The 18,338-nt window shown below is 65.5% G+C and carries 28 protein-coding genes and 1 pseudogene; 26 read left to right on the top strand and 3 right to left on the bottom strand.

All coding sequences use genetic code 11. The features are described 5' to 3' along the window. Window positions 1–7 precede the first annotated feature (7 nt). Window positions 8–1,537, top strand: coding sequence for a hypothetical protein (locus tag NED98_RS21680; RefSeq protein ID WP_265314459.1), 1,530 nt, complete (start codon window positions 8–10; stop codon window positions 1,535–1,537). Here NED98_RS21680 and NED98_RS21685 read toward each other — a convergent pair. Next, the gene (locus NED98_RS21685; RefSeq protein ID WP_265314461.1) at window positions 1,516–1,983 is read right to left on the bottom strand and encodes a GFA family protein; all 468 of its coding nucleotides are present in this window, start codon (window positions 1,981–1,983) and stop codon (window positions 1,516–1,518) included. The genes NED98_RS21680 and NED98_RS21685 overlap by 22 nt on opposite strands. Before the next feature lie 72 nt (window positions 1,984–2,055). Here NED98_RS21685 and NED98_RS21690 point away from each other — a divergent pair, with 72 nt between their 5' ends. Beyond that, on the top strand, window positions 2,056–3,357 hold the full coding sequence (locus tag NED98_RS21690) for a Xaa-Pro dipeptidase (protein WP_265314462.1): 1,302 nt from the start codon (window positions 2,056–2,058) through the stop codon (window positions 3,355–3,357). A gap of 243 nt (window positions 3,358–3,600) precedes the next feature. On the opposite strand, the pseudogene NED98_RS21695 reads toward NED98_RS21690, so the two are convergent. Both NED98_RS21695 and NED98_RS21700 read right to left on the bottom strand, forming a co-directional pair. Next, a pseudogene (locus NED98_RS21695) lies at window positions 3,601–3,699 on the bottom strand (type II toxin-antitoxin system RelE/ParE family toxin); the annotation flags it as partial. After that, on the bottom strand, window positions 3,696–3,947 hold the full coding sequence (locus NED98_RS21700; protein WP_179512576.1) for an antitoxin: 252 nt from the start codon (window positions 3,945–3,947) through the stop codon (window positions 3,696–3,698). The gene NED98_RS21700 and the pseudogene NED98_RS21695, both read right to left, overlap by 4 nt. Before the next feature lie 293 nt (window positions 3,948–4,240). On the opposite strand from NED98_RS21700, the gene rpsL reads away from it, so the two are divergent. From rpsL to rpmD, 24 genes are all read left to right on the top strand, one after another. Further along, the gene (gene rpsL / locus NED98_RS21705; protein ID WP_022687071.1) at window positions 4,241–4,612 is read left to right on the top strand and encodes a 30S ribosomal protein S12; all 372 of its coding nucleotides are present in this window, start codon (window positions 4,241–4,243) and stop codon (window positions 4,610–4,612) included. A gap of 141 nt (window positions 4,613–4,753) precedes the next feature. Continuing rightward, entirely contained in the window at window positions 4,754–5,224 is a 471-nt protein-coding gene (rpsG, locus tag NED98_RS21710; protein WP_179512575.1) for a 30S ribosomal protein S7, read from the top strand. A 69-nt stretch (window positions 5,225–5,293) separates the two neighbouring features. After that, complete coding sequence (gene fusA / locus NED98_RS21715) at window positions 5,294–7,366, top strand: elongation factor G (protein WP_265270825.1); 2,073 nt, start codon at window positions 5,294–5,296, stop codon at window positions 7,364–7,366. 144 nt (window positions 7,367–7,510) lie between these two features. Next, on the top strand, window positions 7,511–8,701 hold the full coding sequence (gene tuf / locus NED98_RS21720; protein WP_179512573.1) for an elongation factor Tu: 1,191 nt from the start codon (window positions 7,511–7,513) through the stop codon (window positions 8,699–8,701). A gap of 190 nt (window positions 8,702–8,891) precedes the next feature. Then, a complete protein-coding gene (gene rpsJ / locus NED98_RS21725) occupies window positions 8,892–9,200 on the top strand; it encodes a 30S ribosomal protein S10 (protein ID WP_007406109.1) in 309 nt (102 codons plus the stop codon). A gap of 300 nt (window positions 9,201–9,500) precedes the next feature. Next, window positions 9,501–10,250, top strand: coding sequence for a 50S ribosomal protein L3 (gene rplC / locus NED98_RS21730; protein ID WP_179512572.1), 750 nt, complete (start codon window positions 9,501–9,503; stop codon window positions 10,248–10,250). Between the two features lie 3 nt (window positions 10,251–10,253). After that, complete coding sequence (rplD, locus tag NED98_RS21735) at window positions 10,254–10,871, top strand: 50S ribosomal protein L4 (RefSeq protein WP_179512571.1); 618 nt, start codon at window positions 10,254–10,256, stop codon at window positions 10,869–10,871. Next, window positions 10,864–11,184 (top strand): 50S ribosomal protein L23, encoded by a 321-nt coding sequence (locus tag NED98_RS21740; RefSeq protein WP_179512570.1) that lies wholly within the window; start codon window positions 10,864–10,866, stop codon window positions 11,182–11,184. The genes rplD and NED98_RS21740 overlap by 8 nt, the downstream gene beginning before the upstream one ends. Beyond that, window positions 11,184–12,017 carry a 50S ribosomal protein L2 gene (gene rplB, locus NED98_RS21745; RefSeq protein ID WP_179512569.1) on the top strand — a complete coding sequence of 278 codons (834 nt, stop codon included), beginning with the start codon at window positions 11,184–11,186 and terminating at the stop codon, window positions 12,015–12,017. The genes NED98_RS21740 and rplB overlap by 1 nt, the downstream gene beginning before the upstream one ends. Further along, window positions 12,017–12,295 (top strand): 30S ribosomal protein S19, encoded by a 279-nt coding sequence (rpsS, locus tag NED98_RS21750; protein WP_179512568.1) that lies wholly within the window; start codon window positions 12,017–12,019, stop codon window positions 12,293–12,295. The genes rplB and rpsS overlap by 1 nt, the downstream gene beginning before the upstream one ends. Next, the gene (gene rplV / locus NED98_RS21755) at window positions 12,295–12,672 is read left to right on the top strand and encodes a 50S ribosomal protein L22 (RefSeq protein ID WP_179512567.1); all 378 of its coding nucleotides are present in this window, start codon (window positions 12,295–12,297) and stop codon (window positions 12,670–12,672) included. The genes rpsS and rplV overlap by 1 nt, the downstream gene beginning before the upstream one ends. Next, on the top strand, window positions 12,672–13,379 hold the full coding sequence (rpsC, locus tag NED98_RS21760) for a 30S ribosomal protein S3 (RefSeq protein WP_179512566.1): 708 nt from the start codon (window positions 12,672–12,674) through the stop codon (window positions 13,377–13,379). The genes rplV and rpsC overlap by 1 nt, the downstream gene beginning before the upstream one ends. A 12-nt stretch (window positions 13,380–13,391) precedes the next feature. Then, window positions 13,392–13,826 (top strand): 50S ribosomal protein L16, encoded by a 435-nt coding sequence (gene rplP / locus NED98_RS21765; protein WP_179512565.1) that lies wholly within the window; start codon window positions 13,392–13,394, stop codon window positions 13,824–13,826. 1 nt (window position 13,827) lies between these two features. Then, window positions 13,828–14,028: a 50S ribosomal protein L29 gene (rpmC, locus tag NED98_RS21770; RefSeq protein WP_218850082.1), complete on the top strand. Its 201-nt coding sequence runs from the start codon at window positions 13,828–13,830 to the stop codon at window positions 14,026–14,028. Window positions 14,029–14,042: 14 nt separating this feature from the next. After that, window positions 14,043–14,321 carry a 30S ribosomal protein S17 gene (gene rpsQ, locus NED98_RS21775; RefSeq protein ID WP_179512564.1) on the top strand — a complete coding sequence of 93 codons (279 nt, stop codon included), beginning with the start codon at window positions 14,043–14,045 and terminating at the stop codon, window positions 14,319–14,321. Window positions 14,322–14,404: 83 nt separating this feature from the next. Then, window positions 14,405–14,773, top strand: a complete 369-nt coding sequence (gene rplN / locus NED98_RS21780; RefSeq protein ID WP_174835093.1) for a 50S ribosomal protein L14 — start codon at window positions 14,405–14,407, stop codon at window positions 14,771–14,773. After that, a complete protein-coding gene (rplX, locus tag NED98_RS21785; protein ID WP_179512563.1) occupies window positions 14,773–15,090 on the top strand; it encodes a 50S ribosomal protein L24 in 318 nt (105 codons plus the stop codon). Before rplN ends, rplX begins: the two co-directional genes overlap by 1 nt. Beyond that, on the top strand, window positions 15,083–15,667 hold the full coding sequence (gene rplE / locus NED98_RS21790; protein WP_179512562.1) for a 50S ribosomal protein L5: 585 nt from the start codon (window positions 15,083–15,085) through the stop codon (window positions 15,665–15,667). The genes rplX and rplE overlap by 8 nt, the downstream gene beginning before the upstream one ends. A gap of 39 nt (window positions 15,668–15,706) precedes the next feature. Then, window positions 15,707–16,012, top strand: coding sequence for a 30S ribosomal protein S14 (rpsN, locus tag NED98_RS21795; RefSeq protein WP_179512561.1), 306 nt, complete (start codon window positions 15,707–15,709; stop codon window positions 16,010–16,012). Between the two features lie 12 nt (window positions 16,013–16,024). Continuing rightward, on the top strand, window positions 16,025–16,420 hold the full coding sequence (gene rpsH, locus NED98_RS21800) for a 30S ribosomal protein S8 (protein WP_179512560.1): 396 nt from the start codon (window positions 16,025–16,027) through the stop codon (window positions 16,418–16,420). Next, window positions 16,420–16,953 (top strand): 50S ribosomal protein L6, encoded by a 534-nt coding sequence (rplF, locus tag NED98_RS21805; protein WP_179512559.1) that lies wholly within the window; start codon window positions 16,420–16,422, stop codon window positions 16,951–16,953. Before rpsH ends, rplF begins: the two co-directional genes overlap by 1 nt. Next, on the top strand, window positions 16,950–17,300 hold the full coding sequence (gene rplR, locus NED98_RS21810) for a 50S ribosomal protein L18 (protein ID WP_179512558.1): 351 nt from the start codon (window positions 16,950–16,952) through the stop codon (window positions 17,298–17,300). Before rplF ends, rplR begins: the two co-directional genes overlap by 4 nt. A gap of 3 nt (window positions 17,301–17,303) precedes the next feature. Then, complete coding sequence (rpsE, locus tag NED98_RS21815) at window positions 17,304–18,020, top strand: 30S ribosomal protein S5 (RefSeq protein WP_265270906.1); 717 nt, start codon at window positions 17,304–17,306, stop codon at window positions 18,018–18,020. Window positions 18,021–18,025: 5 nt separating this feature from the next. Beyond that, window positions 18,026–18,202: a 50S ribosomal protein L30 gene (gene rpmD, locus NED98_RS21820; RefSeq protein WP_179512557.1), complete on the top strand. Its 177-nt coding sequence runs from the start codon at window positions 18,026–18,028 to the stop codon at window positions 18,200–18,202. The last annotated feature ends 136 nt before the right edge of the window (window positions 18,203–18,338 follow it).

An 18,338-nucleotide genomic window follows, 5' to 3' on the forward strand; every position in this document is an offset into this window, starting at 1 on the left:
CGGCTGCATGACAGATTCATCCCCCCGCGACCGCGCCGTTCGGGCGGTCAGCGGGGGGATGCTGGCGGGCTGGGCGCTGACCCTCGCGGTCTATCGCCCCGGCTTCGCGATGTACGACACGCTGGTACAATATCGGCAGATATGGTCCGGGCGGTACGATGACTGGCACCCGCCGGCGATGGCGCGGCTGTGGGCGGCGCTGGCGTGGATCGCACCGGGGCAGGCGCCGCTGTTCGTGGTGCAGATGACGCTCTACTGGCTCGGCTTCGCGCTGCTCGCGCTGGCGCTGGCGCGCAACGGGCGCGTGCGCGCGGCGGCATTGCTGGGGGGGATCGCGGTGCTGCCGTCGTTCCTCGGCTGGCAGACGGTGGTGCTGAAGGACGCGCAGATGACCGGCGCGCTGCTGGCGGCGACCGGGGTGATCGGGGCGGGGTGGCTAGGTCTTGCGGCGCATTCCTTCACCGTTCGCCCTGAGCCTGTCGAAGGGCGTCCTGCCGTTCGAGAGCTGGGGCCGCCCTTCGACAGGCTCAGGGCGAACGGTGGAGAGGGGGCGGGCGATATCGTGGGGCACCCCGGCGTATTGGCCTGGGCCGCCGCGGGCGTCCTCATGCTCTATGCCGTGCTGGTGCGCGCCAATGCGGTGTTCGCGGTCGCGCCGCTGGTCGCGATGCTGGTGCCGCTCGGCTGGCGCGCGCGCGTGGCGGTGGCGGCGGGCGGCGTCGCGATGGTGCTCGCGCTGTCGCCGGTCATCAATCACCAATTGCTCGGCGCGCGCGACAGCGGAGTCACGCGGACCCAGCCGCTCTACGATCTCGCGGGGATCGCGGTGCGCGCGCCGGGCGCCGATGTCGGCCTGCCGGCCACAAGCGTGGCGCGGATCGTCGCGCTCAATTGTGCGAAGCCCTATTTCTGGGATCCGCTGAGCGACGGGGGTCCGTGCGGCGCCGACGTCGCGCCGCTCGCCAGGATGCCGGTCGCGCAGCTCTATCGATTGTGGGTCGGGGCGATGCTGAGCCACCCGCTCGCTTATGCCGCGCATCGCCTGGCGCATCTCAATTCGACGATGCGCTGGCTGGTGCCATATCGCTGGCCCGGCGCGCCGCCGACGCTGCACAGCGAGCGCAACGACCTCGGGCTGGGTTCGCCCGGCGCGGTGGCGCGCGGGTGGCAGCATGTCGGGGGTTATGTCGTCGAGACACCGCTCGGTTGGCCGTTCATGTGGTTCGGGCTCGCGCTCGCCGGGCTGGTCGCGCTGCGCCGGAACCGATCGGCGGAAGCGGTGCTGGCGCGTGCGCTGTTCGTCTCGGCGATCGCGGGGGAGGCGAGCTTCGCGGCGGTGAGCATCGCCTCGGACCTGCGCTATCATCTATGGGCGATGATCGCGGCGGCGATCGGGCTGGTGATCGGCTGGCCGGCGTTCGATCGCCGGCGATTCCACCTCGGCGCGGCGCTGGTGGCGGTGGTATGCCTGCCGGCGATCGTCACCCGGATCGCGCTGCCGCTGCCACCGCAAAGCTATCTTGGGATGCTCGGCTGACCCCATAGAGCCTGATATTCGGCAATCAGGGCGGGATAGTCGGATGGCTCGGGGAAGCGCGCGAAACGGTGCCGCGCGCCAGTCTGCGCCCAGGGCAGCGCCTCGCTGGTATAGCTTTCGATGAACGGTGCGAACCATGCCGGATCGTCGAGCAGCGTTGCACGCACGTTGACGAAGCCCATTGCCGGATCGAGCCGGGTAAACACCCACCCCTTGCACCAGTCGCAATGATGATGGTGTGGATAGCCGTGCATCCCCCCGATCACCGGCTCCCCGGCGATCACGGCGAACCCCGCCTCCGGCACCGCGAGCGAGGTGGAAAAGGCACTGGCCGTCATCTTCTGGCAGCCCGTGCAATGGCAGGCCATCGCCAGCAACGGGCGCGCCGAGATGCGGAAACGCAGTTTGCCGCAGCGGCAGCCCCCCTCGATCGGCAAATCAGGCATCATGATCTCTTTCCTCCGCGGAATTGCCGCGCCATGATGGCTGCAACCATATTATCGGGGGAGCATCGGGCAATGAGGAAATGGGTGGCTGCGGCGCGCGCGTCGGCGGCATCGGCGCTGGCGATCGTCGGGCTGGCGGCGGCGGGGCAGGCAATGGCCGAAACCACGGTGGTCACCGCCGCGCGGATGCTCGATGTCGAAAAAGGCGCCTTGGTCGACCAGCCGGTAATCGTCGTCACCGACGGGCGCATCACCGCGATCGGCACGCGCGGGTCGAAGCCCGAAGCACCGGCCGGGGCGAAGCAGGTCGATCTCGGCGACGTGACCTTGCTCCCCGGCCTGATCGACATGCACGTCCATCTCACCGGGCTGGCCGAGGTCGGCGGCTATCAGACGCTCAAATATACCGACAGTTTCTGGAGCGCGGTGGGGGTCGCCAATGCGCTCAAGACATTGCGCGCGGGCTTCACCTCGGTGCGCAATGTCGGCGCGGACGGGTTCCAGGATATCGGGCTCAAGGAAGCGATCGACGGCGGTTGGGTGCCGGGGCCGCGCATCACCGGGGCAGGCTATGCGATCGGCGCGACCGGCGGGCATTGCGACAACAACGCGCTGCCGCCGGGCTATGACCGCAAGGAGCCGTCGGTGGTCAATTCGCCCGAGGAGGCGCGCGCCAAGGTGCGCTGGCTGCACAAATATGGCGCCGAGGTGATCAAGATCTGCGCCACCGGCGGGGTGTTCTCGCTGGGCGATTCGGTCGGCGGGCAGCAGCTCTCGTTCGAAGAGATGAAGGCGATCGCCGACGAGGCGCATATGCTCCACATGCGAGTCGCCAGCCACGCGCACGGCGACGAGGGGATCAAAACCGCGATCCTCGCGGGGATCGACACGATCGAACATTGCAGCCTCGCCTCGGACGAGGCGATCAAGCTCGCGATCCAGCACAAGACCTGGTTCGACATGGATATCTACAACGACGATTATATCCTCGCGACCGGGACCAAGAACGGCACCGAGCAGGAGAGCCTCGACAAGGAGCGCATGATCGGGCTCAAGCAGCGCCAGACCTTCCAGCGCGCGGTCCGCGCCGGGGTGAAGATGCTGTTCGGCACCGACGCCGGGGTCTATCCGCACGGCGACAACGGCAAGCAATTCGCCAAGATGGTCGAATGGGGGATGACCCCGATCCAGGCGATCCGTGCCGCCACCACCAGCGCCGCCGAGGCGCTGGGGCGGAGCGAGGATGTCGGATCGCTGACGGTGGGGCATTATGGCGATATCGTCGCGGTGAAGGGCGACCCGCTCGCCGATGTTAAGACGCTGGAGCATCCGGTCGCGGTGCTCAAGGGCGGCGTGCCGGTGGCGATGCAGTGATGGACGGGGGGCGGCGAAAGGGGCAGCCGCTATTCGGCGAGGCGGTTGCCCAGTCGTGTGATGAGGTCCATGCGCTCGTGAAGAATTGCCACGATCAACGCGGGCGCACCTTCGCGCGGCAGGCAAAAGACGTAATGATGTTCGCAACGCGCCATCCGGCAATTTGGGAAAGAGCGCGCTCACGTCCCTGAATGCGCCGTGTCCGGCCGCGAGGCTGGCAATGCCCTGTTCCAGCTTGCCGATATAGCGGCGTAGCTGCGCGTCGCCCCATTGACTGCGCGTGTAGCGGATAAGGCCGCGCAGATCGGCCTCTGCCTCCGCCGTGAGGATATAGGCCGTCAAGCGCGGCGCTCGGCCAGTTCCTCATCGAGAATGTCTGCGACGCTCTTGGAGGAGACCATCCCCGCAAGCCCGCTGTTGATCCGGGTTTGCAGCAGGCCCTGCAATTCCTGCCATGCCCGGTCGGCGTCCGAATCGCCGGGGAACAAGCGTTCAAGCGCATATTGCTTGATCGTCTTGCCCTGCAGCGCCGCCAGCGCCTTCAGGCTTTGGTGCTGCTGGTCGGTTATGTCGATGGTCAGGCGGCTCATACGTCGGTTTCCGTAAAACGGCACAAATCCACATTAGCACAAATGTGGATACAGCGATACATGCACCGGTGACGGTAAACTCGCCCTCGTCCCCGCGCCATTGACCCGAAAGGCGCCTGCGCGTATAGGCGCGCCCGTTCGTGGGGTCGAAAGCCTCGCGGGCAAGCTTGAACATTGCTGGATGCATCAAGGGCCGGGATGGTCGTCATACGATCGCCCAACGGTCCTTTTCGTATTCCGTAAGCTTGTGAAGGCTCCAGCAAAGTAACCTCTAGGACAAGGTGAAGGCTTCAATGCCGACGATCAACCAGCTGGTCCGCAAGGGCCGCGACCCGCAGAAGGCCAAGAGCAAGGTCCCTGCGATGGAGCAGAACCCGCAGAAGCGCGGCGTTTGCACCCGCGTTTATACCACGACCCCGAAGAAGCCGAACTCGGCGCTGCGCAAGGTGGCCAAGGTCCGCCTGACCAACAGCCGCGAAGTGATCAGCTACATCCCGGGCGAAGGCCACAACCTGCAGGAGCACTCGGTGGTGCTGATTCGCGGCGGCCGTGTGCGCGACCTTCCGGGCGTGCGCTACCACGTGCTGCGCGGCGTGCTCGACACGCAGGGCGTCAAGGACCGCAAGCAGTCGCGGTCGAAGTACGGCGCGAAGCGGCCGAAGTGATCATGCCGGGGGCATGATCATCCCGGAAAGATCGCCCGAGGCGAGCTTGTCCGGGAGCCATCAGGCCCCAGCATGAACGGTTTTGACTCCGCAGGCTCCCACGCGATCGTGGGCCGCGGTTGATCTGAGAAGGAATTCCAAATGGCGCGTCGTCGTCGTCCCGAGAAGCGGGAAATCCTGCCCGACCCCAAGTTCGGGGATGTGGTGCTGTCGAAGTTCATGAATTCGGTGATGCTGGACGGCAAGAAGTCCGTCGCCGAAGGCATCGTCTATGGCGCGCTCGACACCGTCGAGACCCGCGCGAAGAAGGACCCGCTGGGCGTGTTCCACGATGCGCTCAACAACGTGAAACCGGGCATCGAGGTCCGCAGCCGCCGCGTCGGCGGTGCGACCTATCAGGTGCCGGTCGAGGTCCGTCCGGAGCGTGCACAGGCGCTGGCGATCCGCTGGCTGATCTCCGCCGCGCGCGGCCGCAGCGAGAACACGATGGCGGCGCGCCTTTCGGGCGAGCTGCTCGACGCCTCGAACAATCGCGGCAACGCGGTGAAGAAGCGCGAAGACACGCACCGTATGGCCGAGGCGAACCGCGCCTTCAGCCACTACCGCTGGTAAGCACCGGCACCTATATTGGGGGGAGCTGGACCGTCCGGCTCCCCACATTCGCTCAAGGAACCTACGATCATGGCCCGCAGCCATCCGCTCGACCGTTATCGCAATATCGGCATCATGGCGCACATCGACGCCGGTAAGACGACGACGACGGAGCGCATCCTCTATTACACCGGCAAGTCCTACAAGATCGGCGAAGTGCACGAAGGCACCGCGACGATGGACTGGATGGAGCAGGAGCAAGAGCGCGGGATCACGATCACGTCCGCCGCGACGACCTGCTTCTGGAACGATCACCGCATCAACATCATCGACACCCCCGGGCACGTCGACTTCACGATCGAGGTGGAGCGTTCGCTCCGCGTGCTCGACGGCGCGGTCGCGTGCTTCGACGGCGTGGCAGGCGTTGAGCCGCAGTCGGAAACGGTGTGGCGCCAGGCTGAAAAGTATCGCGTGCCGCGCATGTGCTTCGTCAACAAGCTCGACCGCACCGGTGCGAATTTCGAGCGTTGCGTCGAGATGATCAAGGATCGTCTCGGGGCGCGTCCGCTCGTCCTCTATCTCCCGATCGGGATCGAGAGCGGCTTCAAGGGCCTCGTCGATCTGGTCAACAACCGCGCGATCATCTGGCTCGACGAGTCGCTGGGCGCGAAGTTCGAATATCAGGACATCCCGGCCGAGCTGGCGGATGCCGCCGCTGCGGCGCGCGCCGAGCTGATCGAGACCGTCGTCGAGCAGGACGATGCGGTGATGGAGAAGTTCTTCGAGGGCGAGGAGCCCGACGCGGACACCATCAAGCGCCTGATCCGCAAGGGCACGCTGAACTTCTCGTTCGTGCCGGTGCTGTGCGGCTCGGCGTTCAAGAACAAGGGCGTCCAGCCGCTGCTCGACGCGGTGGTCGATTATCTGCCGAGCCCGCTCGACATTCCTGACGTCGAAGGCGTCAAGCTCGACGGCGAGACTAAGGACACCCGTCCGGCCGACGACAATGCGCCTTTCTCGGCGCTGGCGTTCAAGATCATGAACGACCCGTTCGTCGGCTCGCTGACCTTCGCGCGCATCTATTCGGGCAAGCTGGCCAAGGGCCAGGTCCTGAACAGCGTGAAGGACAAGAAGGAAAAGATCGGCCGTATGCTCCTGATGCACGCGAATACGCGTGAGGACATCGAGGAAGCGTTCGCCGGCGACATCGTCGCGATCGCGGGCCTCAAGGAGACCACGACCGGCGACACGCTGTGCGACGCGGCGACCCCGATCATCCTCGAGCGGATGGAATTCCCCGAGCCGGTGATCGAGCTGTCGGTGGAGCCGAAGACCAAGGCCGACCAGGAGAAGATGGGCATCGCGCTCAATCGTCTCGCGGCGGAGGATCCCTCGTTCCGCGTGTCGACCGATCACGAATCGGGCCAGACGATCATCAAGGGGATGGGCGAACTCCACCTCGAGATCCTCGTCGATCGCATGAAGCGCGAGTTCAAGGTCGAGGCGAATGTCGGCGCGCCGCAGGTGGCGTATCGCGAATATCTCGCGAAGAAGGTCGACATCGACTATACCCACAAGAAGCAGTCGGGCGGCTCGGGCCAGTTCGGCCGCGTCAAGGTCACCGTCATCCCCGGTGAGCGTGGGTCGGGCTTCCAGTTCTTCGACGAGATCAAGGGCGGCAACATCCCGCGCGAATATATCCCGTCGGTGGAAAAGGGCTTCCGCGAGACCGCCGAGACCGGCTCGCTGATCGGCTTCCCGATCATCGACTTCGAGGTGCACCTGACCGACGGTGCGTACCACGACGTCGACTCGTCGGCGCTGGCGTTCGAAATCTGCGCCCGCGGCGCGATGCGCGAAGCGGCGCAGAAGTCGGGCATCAAGCTGCTCGAGCCGATCATGAAGGTCGAGGTGGTGACGCCGGAAGATTATCTGGGCGACGTCATCGGCGACATGAATTCGCGGCGCGGCCAGATCCAGGGCACCGATACGCGCGGCAACGCGCAGGCGGTGACCGCGATGGTGCCGCTGGCGAACATGTTCGGTTACGTGAATCAGCTGCGCTCCTTCACGCAGGGCCGCGCCAGCTATTCGATGCAGTTCTCGCATTATGACGAGGTGCCGCAGAACGTCGCCGACGAAGTGAAGGCGAAGCTGGCGTAACGCCCGGCGCATCCCCATCTTTCGGCCGTCGCCCGCGACGGCCGGTGGGGAGGGGCTGGCAATGGGTGAAAACAGTCGCTATGGGGCCGCCTTCACGGCGAGTCCTCGTGCGGCTCAAGTGGATATCCAGAAGGTAGGGAATCAATGGCTAAGGCTAAGTTTGAGCGGAACAAGCCGCACCTGAACATCGGCACCATCGGTCACGTCGACCATGGCAAGACCTCGCTGACCGCGGCGATCACCAAGGTGCTCGCCGAGACCGGCGGCGCGACGTTCGTCGACTATGCGAACATCGACAAGGCGCCGGAAGAGCGCGAGCGCGGCATCACCATCTCGACCGCGCACGTCGAGTATGAGACCGACAAGCGCCACTATGCGCACGTCGACTGCCCGGGCCACGCCGACTATGTGAAGAACATGATCACCGGCGCGGCGCAGATGGACGGCGCGATCCTCGTCGTTTCGGCGACCGACGGCCCGATGCCGCAGACCCGCGAGCACATCCTGCTCGCGCGCCAGGTCGGCGTGCCGGCGATGGTCGTGTTCATGAACAAGGTCGACCTGGTCGACGACGCCGAGATCCTCGAGCTCGTCGAGCTCGAAGTTCGCGAGCTGCTGTCGTCGTACGAATTCCCGGGCGACGATATTCCGATCATCAAGGGCTCGGCGGTCAAGGCGCTCGATGGCTCGAACGACGAGATCGGCAAGAAGGCCGTTCTCGAGCTGATGGCGGCGGTTGACGAGTATATCCCGCAGCCGGAGCGTCCGCTCGACAAGCCGTTCATGATGCCGATCGAAGACGTGTTCTCGATCTCGGGCCGCGGCACCGTGGTGACCGGCCGCGTCGAGACCGGCATCGTCAAGGTTGGCGAGGAAGTCGAGATCGTCGGCATCACCGACACCCGCAAGACCACCGTCACCGGCGTGGAAATGTTCCGCAAGCTGCTCGATTCGGGTGAAGCCGGCGACAACATCGGCGCGCTGCTGCGCGGCGTCGGCCGTGACGAGGTGGAGCGTGGCCAGGTGCTCGCGAAGCCGGGCTCGATCACCCCGCACACCGAGTTCAAGTCGGAAGTGTACGTCCTGTCGAAGGACGAAGGTGGCCGTCACACGCCGTTCTTCGCCAACTATCGTCCGCAGTTCTACTTCCGTACCACGGACGTGACCGGCACCGTCGAGCTGCCCGAGGGCACCGAGATGGTCATGCCGGGCGACAACGTCGCGCTGGGCGTGAAGCTGATCGCGCCGATCGCGATGGACGTGGGGCAGCGCTTCACGATCCGCGAAGGCGGCCGCACCGTCGGTGCAGGCGTCGTCAGCGCGATCTCCAAGTAAGCGTTTCGCTTGAAAACAGCCGCCCGGCCCACCGAAAGGTGTGTCGGGCGGTTGCCTTTTAGTGAAGGCATGGCTATGCGCCGCGCCTTCGGTTCGTGTTTGAAAACAGCAAGAGGCGGCCGCCGATTCGCCATCCGCAGTGGATGGAGGCGCGGTTGAGTTGCCCCGCTCTTTCGCATCGGTAGGAAAAATGGACAGCAACATCCGTATTCGCCTGAAGGCGTTCGATCATCGTGTGCTCGATCAGGCGACCGGCGATATCGCCGACACCGCCCGACGTACCGGCGCGCTTATCCGCGGTCCTATTCCGCTTCCGACGCGAATCGAGAAGTTCACGGTCAACCGTGGCCCTCACATCGACAAGAAGAGCCGCGAGCAGTTCGAGGTGCGCACCTACAAGCGTATGCTCGACATCGTGCAGCCCACGCCGCAGACGGTCGACGCGCTGATGAAGCTCGATCTCGCCGCGGGCGTTGACGTAGAGATCAAGCTGGCGTAATGGCCCGCATCCCCGCGGTCGACTCGAGATGAGTCCCGCGGGTTTGTCATTCCCGCAAAAAATCGGGTGTGACGTTTAGGAACCCCGCCACGCGGGGCGACTGACAGACTAGAGATACCGCCGGCGGGCTTCGTGCTCGTCCGGGACAGCGTCTCCCGTCATGCTTCCCTCGCGGAAGCGCCGGCCCGGGACGGGGGCACGCTTCGCATTTCCGGGCCGAACTGGTCGCTCCTTCAAGGGGCGGTCACAAGCACCCGTGGGATGGGCCTGGGGGTGCCTCTGTCAAGGAGCGAGTGGATCATGCGTACCGGCGTGATCGCGAAGAAAATGGGCATGACCCGCCTTTTCCAGGACGACGGCCGCCACGTGCCGGTCACCGTCCTGCAGATCGAAGGCTTGCAGGTCGTCGCCCGCCGCGAGAAAGATCGTGACGGCTACACCGCCGTCCAGCTTGGCGCCGGAAGCGCCAAGGCCAAGAATGTCGCCAAGCCGCAGCGCGGCCACTTCGGCAAGGCCGAGGTGGAGCCGAAGGCGATCGTGCACGAATTCCGCGTGACCGAGGACAATCTCCTCGACGTCGGCGCGGAGCTGTCGGCCGATCACTTCGTCGCCGGCCAATATGTCGACATCCAGGGCCGCACGCAGGGCAAGGGCTTTGCCGGCGCGATGAAGCGCTGGGGCTTCGGCGGTCTGCGCGCCACCCACGGCGTGTCGGTGTCGCACCGTTCGCACGGTTCGACCGGTAACCGCCAGGATCCGGGTCGCGTCTTCAAGAACAAGAAGATGGCCGGGCACATGGGCGACAAGAACCGCACCCAGCAGAATCTGGAAGTCGTCGGTACCGACGTCGAGCGCGGCCTGATCTTCGTCAAGGGCTCGGTGCCCGGATCGAAGGGCGGCTGGCTGTTCGTCAAGGACTCGGTGAAGGTCGCGCGTCATGCCGACGCGCCGCTGCCCGCCGGTCTGAAGGCCGCCAACAGCAACACCGCAGCGGACACGCCGGCCGAAGCGCCGATCGCGCCCGAGGCGACCGAAGGCCAGGAGGGCTGATAAGTGAAGGTCAAGGTTTCCTCCTTCGACGCCAAGGCGAAGGCCGCGGAAGTCGAGCTTTCGGATGAGGTGTTCGGCCTCGATCCGCGTGCCGACATCCTGCACCGCGTCGTCACCTGGCAGCTCGAAAAGCGCCGCGCCACCGCGCGCGGCACGCGTGAGCGCGCCGATGTCGCCCGCTCGGGCAAGAAGCTCGGTCGCCAGAAGGGCGGCGGCGTCGCCCGTCACGGCGATCGCCGGGCGCCGGTGTTCATCGGCGGCGGCAAGGCGCACGGCGCTCGTGTTCGCGACTTCAATCCGTCGCTGAACAAGAAGATCCGCGCGCTGGGCCTCAAGATGGCGCTGTCGAGCCACGCCAAGGCGGGTTCGCTGATCGTCCTCGACGGTTTCCAGGTCGACAAGACCAAGGAGCTGAAGGGCCATTTCGAGACGCTGGGCGTTGGCAAGCGCACGCTGGTGATCGATGGTGAGGCTGGCGTGGGCTTCCGCTCCGCGCGCAACCTCCCGGGTGTCGACCTGCTGCCGGCCGTCGGTGCCAACGTCTATGACATCATCAAGGCCGACACGCTGGTGCTTACCCGCGCTGCGGTCGAGAAGCTGGAGGCGCGCTTCAATGGCTAAGAAGCCGACCAAGGCGATCGACAATCGTCACTATGACGTGATCGTCGCGCCGCACATCACCGAGAAGGCTACCCTTCTCTCCGAGCAGAACGCGGTTGTGTTCAAGGTGGCGCGCGACGCCTCCAAGCCGGAGATCAAGGCGGCCGTGGAAGCGATCTTCGACGTCAGCGTCGTGAACGTGAACACGATCGTCCAGAAGGGCAAGACCAAGCGCTGGAAGGGTGCTCCCTACCAGCGGTCCGACATGAAGAAGGCGATCGTCACGCTCAAGGACGGGCAGTCGATCGACGTGACCGAGGGGGCCAAGGCGTAATGGCACTCAAGCATTACAACCCGACCAGCCCGGCCCGTCGTGGCCTGATCCTGGTCGACCGTTCGGCGCTCTACAAGGGGCGTCCGGTCAAGGCGCTCACCGAGGGCAAGACCAAGACGGGCGGCCGCAACAACAAGGGCCATGTCACGTCGCGCGGCATCGCCGGCGGCCACAAGCAGCGCTATCGTTTCATCGATTTCAAGCGCCGCAAGTGGGACGTCGACGGCACCGTCGAGCGGCTGGAATATGATCCCAACCGCACCGCGTTCATCGCGCTGGTGACCTATGCGGACGGCGAGCAGGCGTACATCATCGCGCCGCAGCGTCTCGGCGTCGGCGACAAGGTCGTCGCGGGTCGCAAGACCGACGTGAAGCCGGGCAATGCGATGGAACTCGGCCAGATGCCGGTCGGCACGATCGTCCACAATGTGGAGATGAAGCCGGGCAAGGGCGGTCAGATCGCGCGTTCGGCCGGCACCTATGTGCAGGTCGTCGGCCGCGACAAGGGCATGGTGATCGTTCGCCTCAACTCGGGCGAGCAGCGCTATATCCGCTCGGACTGCATGGCGACGGTGGGCGCGGTGTCGAACCCCGACAACGCGAACCAGAATTTCGCCAAGGCCGGCCGTACCCGCTGGATGGGCAAGCGCCCGCTGACCCGTGGTGTCGCGAAGAACCCGGTCGACCACCCGCACGGCGGCGGCGAAGGCCGTACCTCGGGCGGCCGTCACCCGGTCACCCCGTGGGGCAAGCCGACGAAGGGCGCCCGCACGCGCCACAACAAGGCGACCGATAAGATGATTATCCGCAGCCGTCACGCGAGGAAGAAGTAATGGCGCGTTCCGTCTGGAAGGGTCCGTTCGTGGACCTGCACCTGCTCAAGAAGGCAGAGGCCGCGCAGGACGCCGGCCCGCGTTCCGGCCCGATCAAGACCTGGTCGCGTCGTTCGACGATCCTGCCGACGTTCGTTGGGCTGACGTTCAACGTTTACAATGGCCGCAAGTTCGTGCCCGTCTCGGTCAACGAGGACATGGTCGGCATGAAGCTCGGCGAGTTCGCGCCGACCCGGTATTTCCCGGGCCACGCGGCTGACAAGAAGGGCAAGCGCTGATGAGCAAGCCTCAGTCCCCCCGTAAGGTCGGCGAGAAGGAAGCGCTCTCGGTCGGCACGCAGATCCGTGGCTCGGCGCAGAAGCTGAACCTGGTTGCGGGCCTGATCCGCGGCCGCAAGGTCGGCGACGCGATGAACATCCTCGCCTTCTCGAAGAAGGCGATGGCGGTCGACGCGCGCAAGGTGCTCGCCTCCGCGATCGCCAATGCCGAGAACAACCACAACCTCGACGTCGACGCGCTCGTCGTCGCCGAGGCGTCGGTCGGCAAGTCGATCACCATGAAGCGGTTCGCGACGCGCGGCCGCGGCAAGTCCACCCGCATCCTGAAGCCGTTCTCGCGGCTGCGGATCGTCGTGCGCGAGCAGGAAGAAGCCTAATGGGTCACAAGAGCAACCCGATCGGTCTGCGCCTGCAGATCAACCGCACCTGGGACAGCCGCTGGTATGCCGAGGGCGACGATTACGGACGCCTCCTCCTGGAGGATCTGAAGATCCGTAAGTACATCCTCAAGACGCTGCCGCAGGCCGCGATCTCGAAGGTGGTGATCGAGCGCCCGGCCAAGCTGTGCCGCGTTTCCATCTATGCCGCGCGCCCCGGCGTGATCATCGGCAAGAAGGGCTCGGACATCGAGAAGCTGCGCAAGACGCTCGGCGCGATGACCAGCTCGGACGTGTCGCTGAACATCGTCGAGATCCGCAAGCCGGAAGTCGATGCCAAGCTCGTTGCGCAGGGCATCGCTGACCAGCTCGAGCGTCGTATCGCCTTCCGTCGCGCAATGAAGCGCGCGGTGCAGTCGGCGATGCGGCTGGGTGCCGACGGCATCCGCGTGCAGTGCGGCGGCCGCCTCGGCGGCGCCGAGATCGCGCGCACCGAGAGCTATCGCGAGGGTCGCGTGCCGCTGCACACGCTCCGCGCGAACATGGATTATGCCGAGGCCGAGGCCCACACCGCTTATGGCGTGTGCGGCGTCAAGGTCTGGATCTTCAAGGGTGAGATCCTCGGCCACGATCCGATGGCCACTGATCGGCTGATGATGGAGGCTCAGACCTCCGGCGTGCGCCCCGCGCGCGAAGATCGCCGCTAAGGAGTAAGAGACGTGCTGCAACCGAAGCGCACCAAATTCCGCAAGGCGTTCAAGGGCCGTATCCACGGCGACGCCAAGGGCGGCACCGCGCTCAACTTCGGGGCCTATGGCCTCAAGGCGCTCGAGCCGGAGCGGATCACCGCGCGTCAGATCGAGGCGGCCCGCCGCGCGATCACGCGTCACATCAAGCGCCAGGGGCGTTTGTGGATCCGCGTGTTCCCGGACGTGCCGGTTTCGTCGAAGCCTGCCGAAGTCCGCATGGGCTCGGGCAAGGGTTCGCCCGAATTCTGGGCGGCGCGGGTCAAGCCGGGCCGTATCCTGTTCGAGCTGGACGGTGTTCCGGGTCCGCTTGCCGCCGAAGCGTTCGAACGCGCGGCGATGAAGCTCCCGATCAAGACCAAGGTCGTGGCGCGTCTCGGCGACACGTCGCACCTCGGAGGCGAGTGAGATGGCTAAGAAGACTGATTTCATCGGGCAGACCGACGACCAGCTCGGCGAAGCGCTGGGCCAGCTGAAGCGCGAGCAGTTCAACCTGCGCTTCCAGGCGGCGACCAACCAGCTCGAGAAGCCGAGCCGCGTTCGCGAGGTCCGCAAGGACATCGCCCGCATCAAGACCCTGCAGGCGCAGCGCGCCGCAGCGGCTAAGTAAGAGGACGAGAAGACATGCCGAAGCGCGTGCTGACCGGGGTGATCGTCTCGGACAAGGGCGAGAAGACGGTGGTCGTCAACGTGGAGCGCAAGGTCAAGCACCCGCTCTACGGCAAGATCATTCGCCGCTCGAAGAAGTATCACGCCCATGACGAGGCGAACGAGTACAAGGCCGGCGAGACGGTGCGGATCGAAGAGACCAAGCCGATCTCCAAGCTCAAGACCTGGAAGGTGATCGATCGGGTGAACGCCCGCGCGACCCCGGCCGAGGTCGTGATCGACGAGACCGCGTGATCGTTCGCCCGCGTGAGCGGGCGGAAATTTTGAAGGCGGCGCCGGGTCGGTATCCGGCGCCATGAACGGAAGGAATCGGATCAATGATCCAGATGCAGTCCAATCTCGACGTCGCTGACAACAGCGGCGCGAAGCGGGTGCAGTGCATCAAGGTGCTGGGTGGCTCGAAGCGCCGCACGGCCAGCGTTGGCGACATCATCGTGGTGTCGATCAAGGAAGCGCAGCCGCGTGGCCGCGTGAAGAAGGGCGACGTGCATCGCGCCGTCATCGTGCGCACGGCGAAGGACATTCGCCGCGCCGACGGGTCGGTGATCCGCTTCGACTCCAACGCTGCGGTGCTGGTCAACAAGAACGAGGAGCCGATCGGCACCCGTATCTTCGGCCCGGTGGTTCGCGAGCTGCGCGCCAAGAAGCACATGAAGATCATCAGCCTTGCGCCGGAGGTGTTGTAATGGCCGCCGCGAAGATCAAGAAGGGTGACCGCGTGATCGTCCTGTCCGGCAAGGACAAGGGCAAGACCGGCACCGTCACGCTGGCCATGCCGAAGGACGGCAAGGTCGTCGTGGAGGGCGTCAACATCGCCACCCGTCACCGCAAGCCGAGCCAGGCCAACCCGCAGGGTGGCCTGGAACGCACGGAAGCGCCGCTGCACATCTCGAAGGTGGCGCACGTCACCGCCGACGGCAAGCCGACGCGCGTCCGTTTCGAGGTGAAGGACGGCAAGAAGGTCCGCGTGGCCGTCAAGTCCGGGGAGAAGATCGATGGCTGACGCTTACACCCCGCGTCTCAAGAAGCTGTATGACGATACGATCGCCAAGGCGATGACCGAGAAGTTCGGCTATAAGAACAATCTCGAGATTCCCCGCATCGACAAGATCGTCATCAACATGGGCGTCGGCGAGGCGACCCAGGACAAGAAGCGCGTCGAGCAGGCCGCTTCGGAGATGGAACTGATCGCGGGCCAGAAGCCGGTGATCACCAAGGCGAAGAAGTCGATCGCGCAGTTCAAGCTGCGTGAAGGCATGCCGATCGGCGTGAAGGTGACGCTGCGTCGCGAGCGGATGTACGAATTCCTCGACCGCTTCATCACCATCGCGCTCCCGCGCGTCCGCGACTTCCGCGGGCTGAACCCGAAGAGCTTCGACGGCCGTGGCAATTACGCCTGCGGTCTGAAGGAGCAGATCGTGTTCCCGGAGATCAACTACGACCGCATCGACAAGGTGCGCGGCATGGACATCATCGTGGCGACGACGGCCAAGACCGACGAGGAAGCGCGTGAGCTGCTTCGTCTGTTCGGCTTCCCGTTCCCGCAGGACGTCCAGGTCGAAGTGAAGCAGGCTGCGTGAGCGCCTTGATCAAGCATTTGAACGAGAGAGCTTAAGTCCATGGCGAAACTGAGTTCCGTTAACAAGAACGAGCGCCGCAAGAAGCTGGTGAAGCAATATGCCGGCAAATATGCAGCGCTCAAGGCGAAGGCGAACGACAAGTCGCTCGACGAGACCGAGCGTCTCATCGCGCGGCTGAAGATGGCCGAGCTTCCGCGCAACGCGAACCCGACCCGGGTGCGCAACCGCTGCGAAGTGACCGGTCGTCCGCGCGCTTATTATCGCAAGTTCCGTCTCTGCCGCGTGCAGCTCCGCGAACTGGCCAACAAGGGCCTGATTCCGGGCGTCACGAAGTCGAGCTGGTAAGGATCACGAACAATGGCAGTGACCGATCCCCTGGGTGACCTGCTCACCCGCATCCGCAACGGCCAGCGCGCGCGCAAGGACAGCGTCGTGTCGCCGGCGTCGAAGCTGCGGACCCGCGTGCTCGACGTGCTTCAGCGCGAAGGCTACATCCGTGGCTATAGCGAGGAAGACATGGGCCCCGTGAAGGGCGTCCGTATCGAGCTCAAGTATTTCGAGGGCCAGCCGGCGATCAAGCATGTCGCGCGCGTCTCGAAGCCCGGCCGCCGCATCTACAGCGGGTCGCAGGACCTGCCGCGCGTGATGAACGGCCTGGGCATCACGATCGTCTCGACGCCGCGCGGCGTTCTCTCGGACGCGGAAGCGCGCGAGCAGAATGTCGGTGGCGAAGTGCTGGCGGAGGTGTTCTGATGAGCCGCATCGGCAAACGTCCGGTCGCGATCCCCTCGGGCGTGACCGCGAGCATCAACGAAGGCATGCTGAGCGTGAAGGGGCCCAAGGGCACCCTGTCGCTCAAGCTCGCCGACGAGATCACCTATGACGTCCAGGCGGACGGCATTTCGGTGCAGCCGGCGAACGCGACCAAGCGCGCCCGCTCCTTCTGGGGCATGCAGCGTACCCTGGTGCAGAACCTCGTCACCGGCGTGACCGAGGGCTTCACCAAGAAGCTGCTGATCACCGGCGTCGGCTATCGTGCCAACGCGCAGGGGCGCAAGCTGAAGCTGCAGCTCGGCTACAGCCACGACGTCGACATCGACGTGCCGGAAGGTCTTGAGGTCAAGACCCCGGACAACACGACGGTCGAGATTTCGGGCGCCGACAAGCAGAAGGTCGGCCAGCTCGCCGCCGAGATCCGCCGCTGGCGTAAGCCCGAGCCGTACAAGGGCAAGGGCATCAAGTACGACGGCGAATATATCTTCCGTAAGGAAGGGAAGAAGAAGTGACCAAGGGCCTTTCGCTTTTCGAGAAGCGGCGTCGCCGCAATCGCACGGCGCTTCGTGCGCGCGCTGGCACGCGTCCGCGCCTGTCGGTGCATCGCTCGGGCAAGCATATCTATGCCCAGGTGATCGACGACGAGGCGGGCCGCACGCTGGCTTCGGCGTCGACCCTCGCCAACCACGAGGGCAAGACCGCGACCGTCGCGGCTGCGACCGAGGTCGGCAAGCGCGTCGCGGAAGCGGCCAAGGCCGCCGGCGTCACGCAGGTCGTGTTCGACCGTGGCGGGTTCCTGTTTCACGGCCGGGTGAAGGCGCTGGCGGAAGCCGCGCGCGAAGCCGGACTGGAGTTCTAAGACATGGCTGACGAGAACAACACCGAGGTCCAGGCCGTCGCTGCCCCCGAGGGTGGCGCGGGCGAGGCACCGCGCGGTCGCGGTGCCCGCGGCGGGCGCGGCGGCGGCGATCGCGGCCGTGGCGGCCGTGATGGCGGCCGTGGCCGTCGTGACGACCGTCGCAACAACAACGAGGATGGCGGCGAGGAGCTGATTGAAAAGCTCGTCCACATCAACCGCGTGTCCAAGACGGTGAAGGGCGGCAAGCGCTTCGGCTTCGCGGCGCTGGTCGTCGTGGGCGACGGCAAGGGCCGGGTCGGTTTCGGCCACGGCAAGGCGCGCGAAGTGCCGGAGGCGATCTCCAAGGCGACCGCCGCGGCCAAGAAGCATATGGTCCGCGTCCCGCTCAAGGAAGGCCGTACGCTGCACCATGACGGCGACGGTCATTTCGGCGCCGGTCGCGTTACTGTTCGCTCGGCGCCGCAGGGCACCGGGATCATCGCGGGCGGCCCGATGCGCGCCGTGTTCGAGAGCCTGGGCGTCCACGACGTGGTGACCAAGTCGATCGGCACTTCGAACCCCTACAACATGATCCGCGCCACGTTCGAGGCGCTGGGCAGCCAGACTTCGCCGAAGGCGGTTGCGCAGCGTCGTGGCAAGAAGATCGCCGACCTGCTCGGTCGCGGCCACGGCGCTGACGCGCAGACCGCCGCTGCCGAAGCCGCGGCCGTCACGGAGTAAGGCGCATGGCGAAGATCAAGGTGAAGCAGACCGGGTCGCCGATCCGTCGCACCAAGGACCAGCGCGCGACGCTGATCGGCCTCGGCCTCAACAAGATGCACCGCGTGTCGGAGCTCGAGGATACCCCCGAGGTTCGCGGCATGATCCGCAAGGTGCAGCATATGGTCGAAGTGCAGGGCTAAAATCCCGCATTAAATGCTTTGGGGTGGTCGGCCCGTGCGGCCGGCGCCCTTGACCCTAGTGACCGCCCCTTCGTATCGCTAACCAAAGGTTAACGCGTGGGGGCGGTTTTGGTCCGACGACTGTTTTCAATCGCGC

This window comes from Sphingomonas lycopersici (genome assembly GCF_026130605.1).
In the GTDB taxonomy this organism is placed as follows: Bacteria; Pseudomonadota; Alphaproteobacteria; order Sphingomonadales; family Sphingomonadaceae; genus Sphingomonas; species Sphingomonas lycopersici.

Coding starts and splice junctions, on each gene's coding strand:
- rpsC (WP_179512566.1), top strand. CDS start 12,672: ATGGGTCACAAGAGCAACCCGATCGGTCTGCGCCTGCAGATCAACCGC.
- rpsN (WP_179512561.1), top strand. CDS start 15,707: ATGGCGAAACTGAGTTCCGTTAACAAGAACGAGCGCCGCAAGAAGCTG.
- tuf (WP_179512573.1), top strand. CDS start 7,511: ATGGCTAAGGCTAAGTTTGAGCGGAACAAGCCGCACCTGAACATCGGC.
- rpsG (WP_179512575.1), top strand. CDS start 4,754: ATGGCGCGTCGTCGTCGTCCCGAGAAGCGGGAAATCCTGCCCGACCCC.
- rplV (WP_179512567.1), top strand. CDS start 12,295: ATGAGCAAGCCTCAGTCCCCCCGTAAGGTCGGCGAGAAGGAAGCGCTC.
- NED98_RS21680 (WP_265314459.1), top strand. CDS start 8: ATGACAGATTCATCCCCCCGCGACCGCGCCGTTCGGGCGGTCAGCGGG.
- rpsE (WP_265270906.1), top strand. CDS start 17,304: ATGGCTGACGAGAACAACACCGAGGTCCAGGCCGTCGCTGCCCCCGAG.
- rpmD (WP_179512557.1), top strand. CDS start 18,026: ATGGCGAAGATCAAGGTGAAGCAGACCGGGTCGCCGATCCGTCGCACC.
- rplX (WP_179512563.1), top strand. CDS start 14,773: ATGGCCGCCGCGAAGATCAAGAAGGGTGACCGCGTGATCGTCCTGTCC.
- rpmC (WP_218850082.1), top strand. CDS start 13,828: ATGGCTAAGAAGACTGATTTCATCGGGCAGACCGACGACCAGCTCGGC.
- rplC (WP_179512572.1), top strand. CDS start 9,501: ATGCGTACCGGCGTGATCGCGAAGAAAATGGGCATGACCCGCCTTTTC.
- rpsL (WP_022687071.1), top strand. CDS start 4,241: ATGCCGACGATCAACCAGCTGGTCCGCAAGGGCCGCGACCCGCAGAAG.
- rpsH (WP_179512560.1), top strand. CDS start 16,025: ATGGCAGTGACCGATCCCCTGGGTGACCTGCTCACCCGCATCCGCAAC.
- NED98_RS21700 (WP_179512576.1), bottom strand. CDS start 3,947: ATGAGCCGCCTGACCATCGACATAACCGACCAGCAGCACCAAAGCCTG.
- rpsQ (WP_179512564.1), top strand. CDS start 14,043: ATGCCGAAGCGCGTGCTGACCGGGGTGATCGTCTCGGACAAGGGCGAG.
- fusA (WP_265270825.1), top strand. CDS start 5,294: ATGGCCCGCAGCCATCCGCTCGACCGTTATCGCAATATCGGCATCATG.
- NED98_RS21740 (WP_179512570.1), top strand. CDS start 10,864: ATGGCTAAGAAGCCGACCAAGGCGATCGACAATCGTCACTATGACGTG.
- rplN (WP_174835093.1), top strand. CDS start 14,405: ATGATCCAGATGCAGTCCAATCTCGACGTCGCTGACAACAGCGGCGCG.
- NED98_RS21685 (WP_265314461.1), bottom strand. CDS start 1,983: ATGCCTGATTTGCCGATCGAGGGGGGCTGCCGCTGCGGCAAACTGCGT.
- rpsS (WP_179512568.1), top strand. CDS start 12,017: ATGGCGCGTTCCGTCTGGAAGGGTCCGTTCGTGGACCTGCACCTGCTC.
- rpsJ (WP_007406109.1), top strand. CDS start 8,892: ATGGACAGCAACATCCGTATTCGCCTGAAGGCGTTCGATCATCGTGTG.
- NED98_RS21690 (WP_265314462.1), top strand. CDS start 2,056: ATGAGGAAATGGGTGGCTGCGGCGCGCGCGTCGGCGGCATCGGCGCTG.
- rplB (WP_179512569.1), top strand. CDS start 11,184: ATGGCACTCAAGCATTACAACCCGACCAGCCCGGCCCGTCGTGGCCTG.
- rplE (WP_179512562.1), top strand. CDS start 15,083: ATGGCTGACGCTTACACCCCGCGTCTCAAGAAGCTGTATGACGATACG.
- rplF (WP_179512559.1), top strand. CDS start 16,420: ATGAGCCGCATCGGCAAACGTCCGGTCGCGATCCCCTCGGGCGTGACC.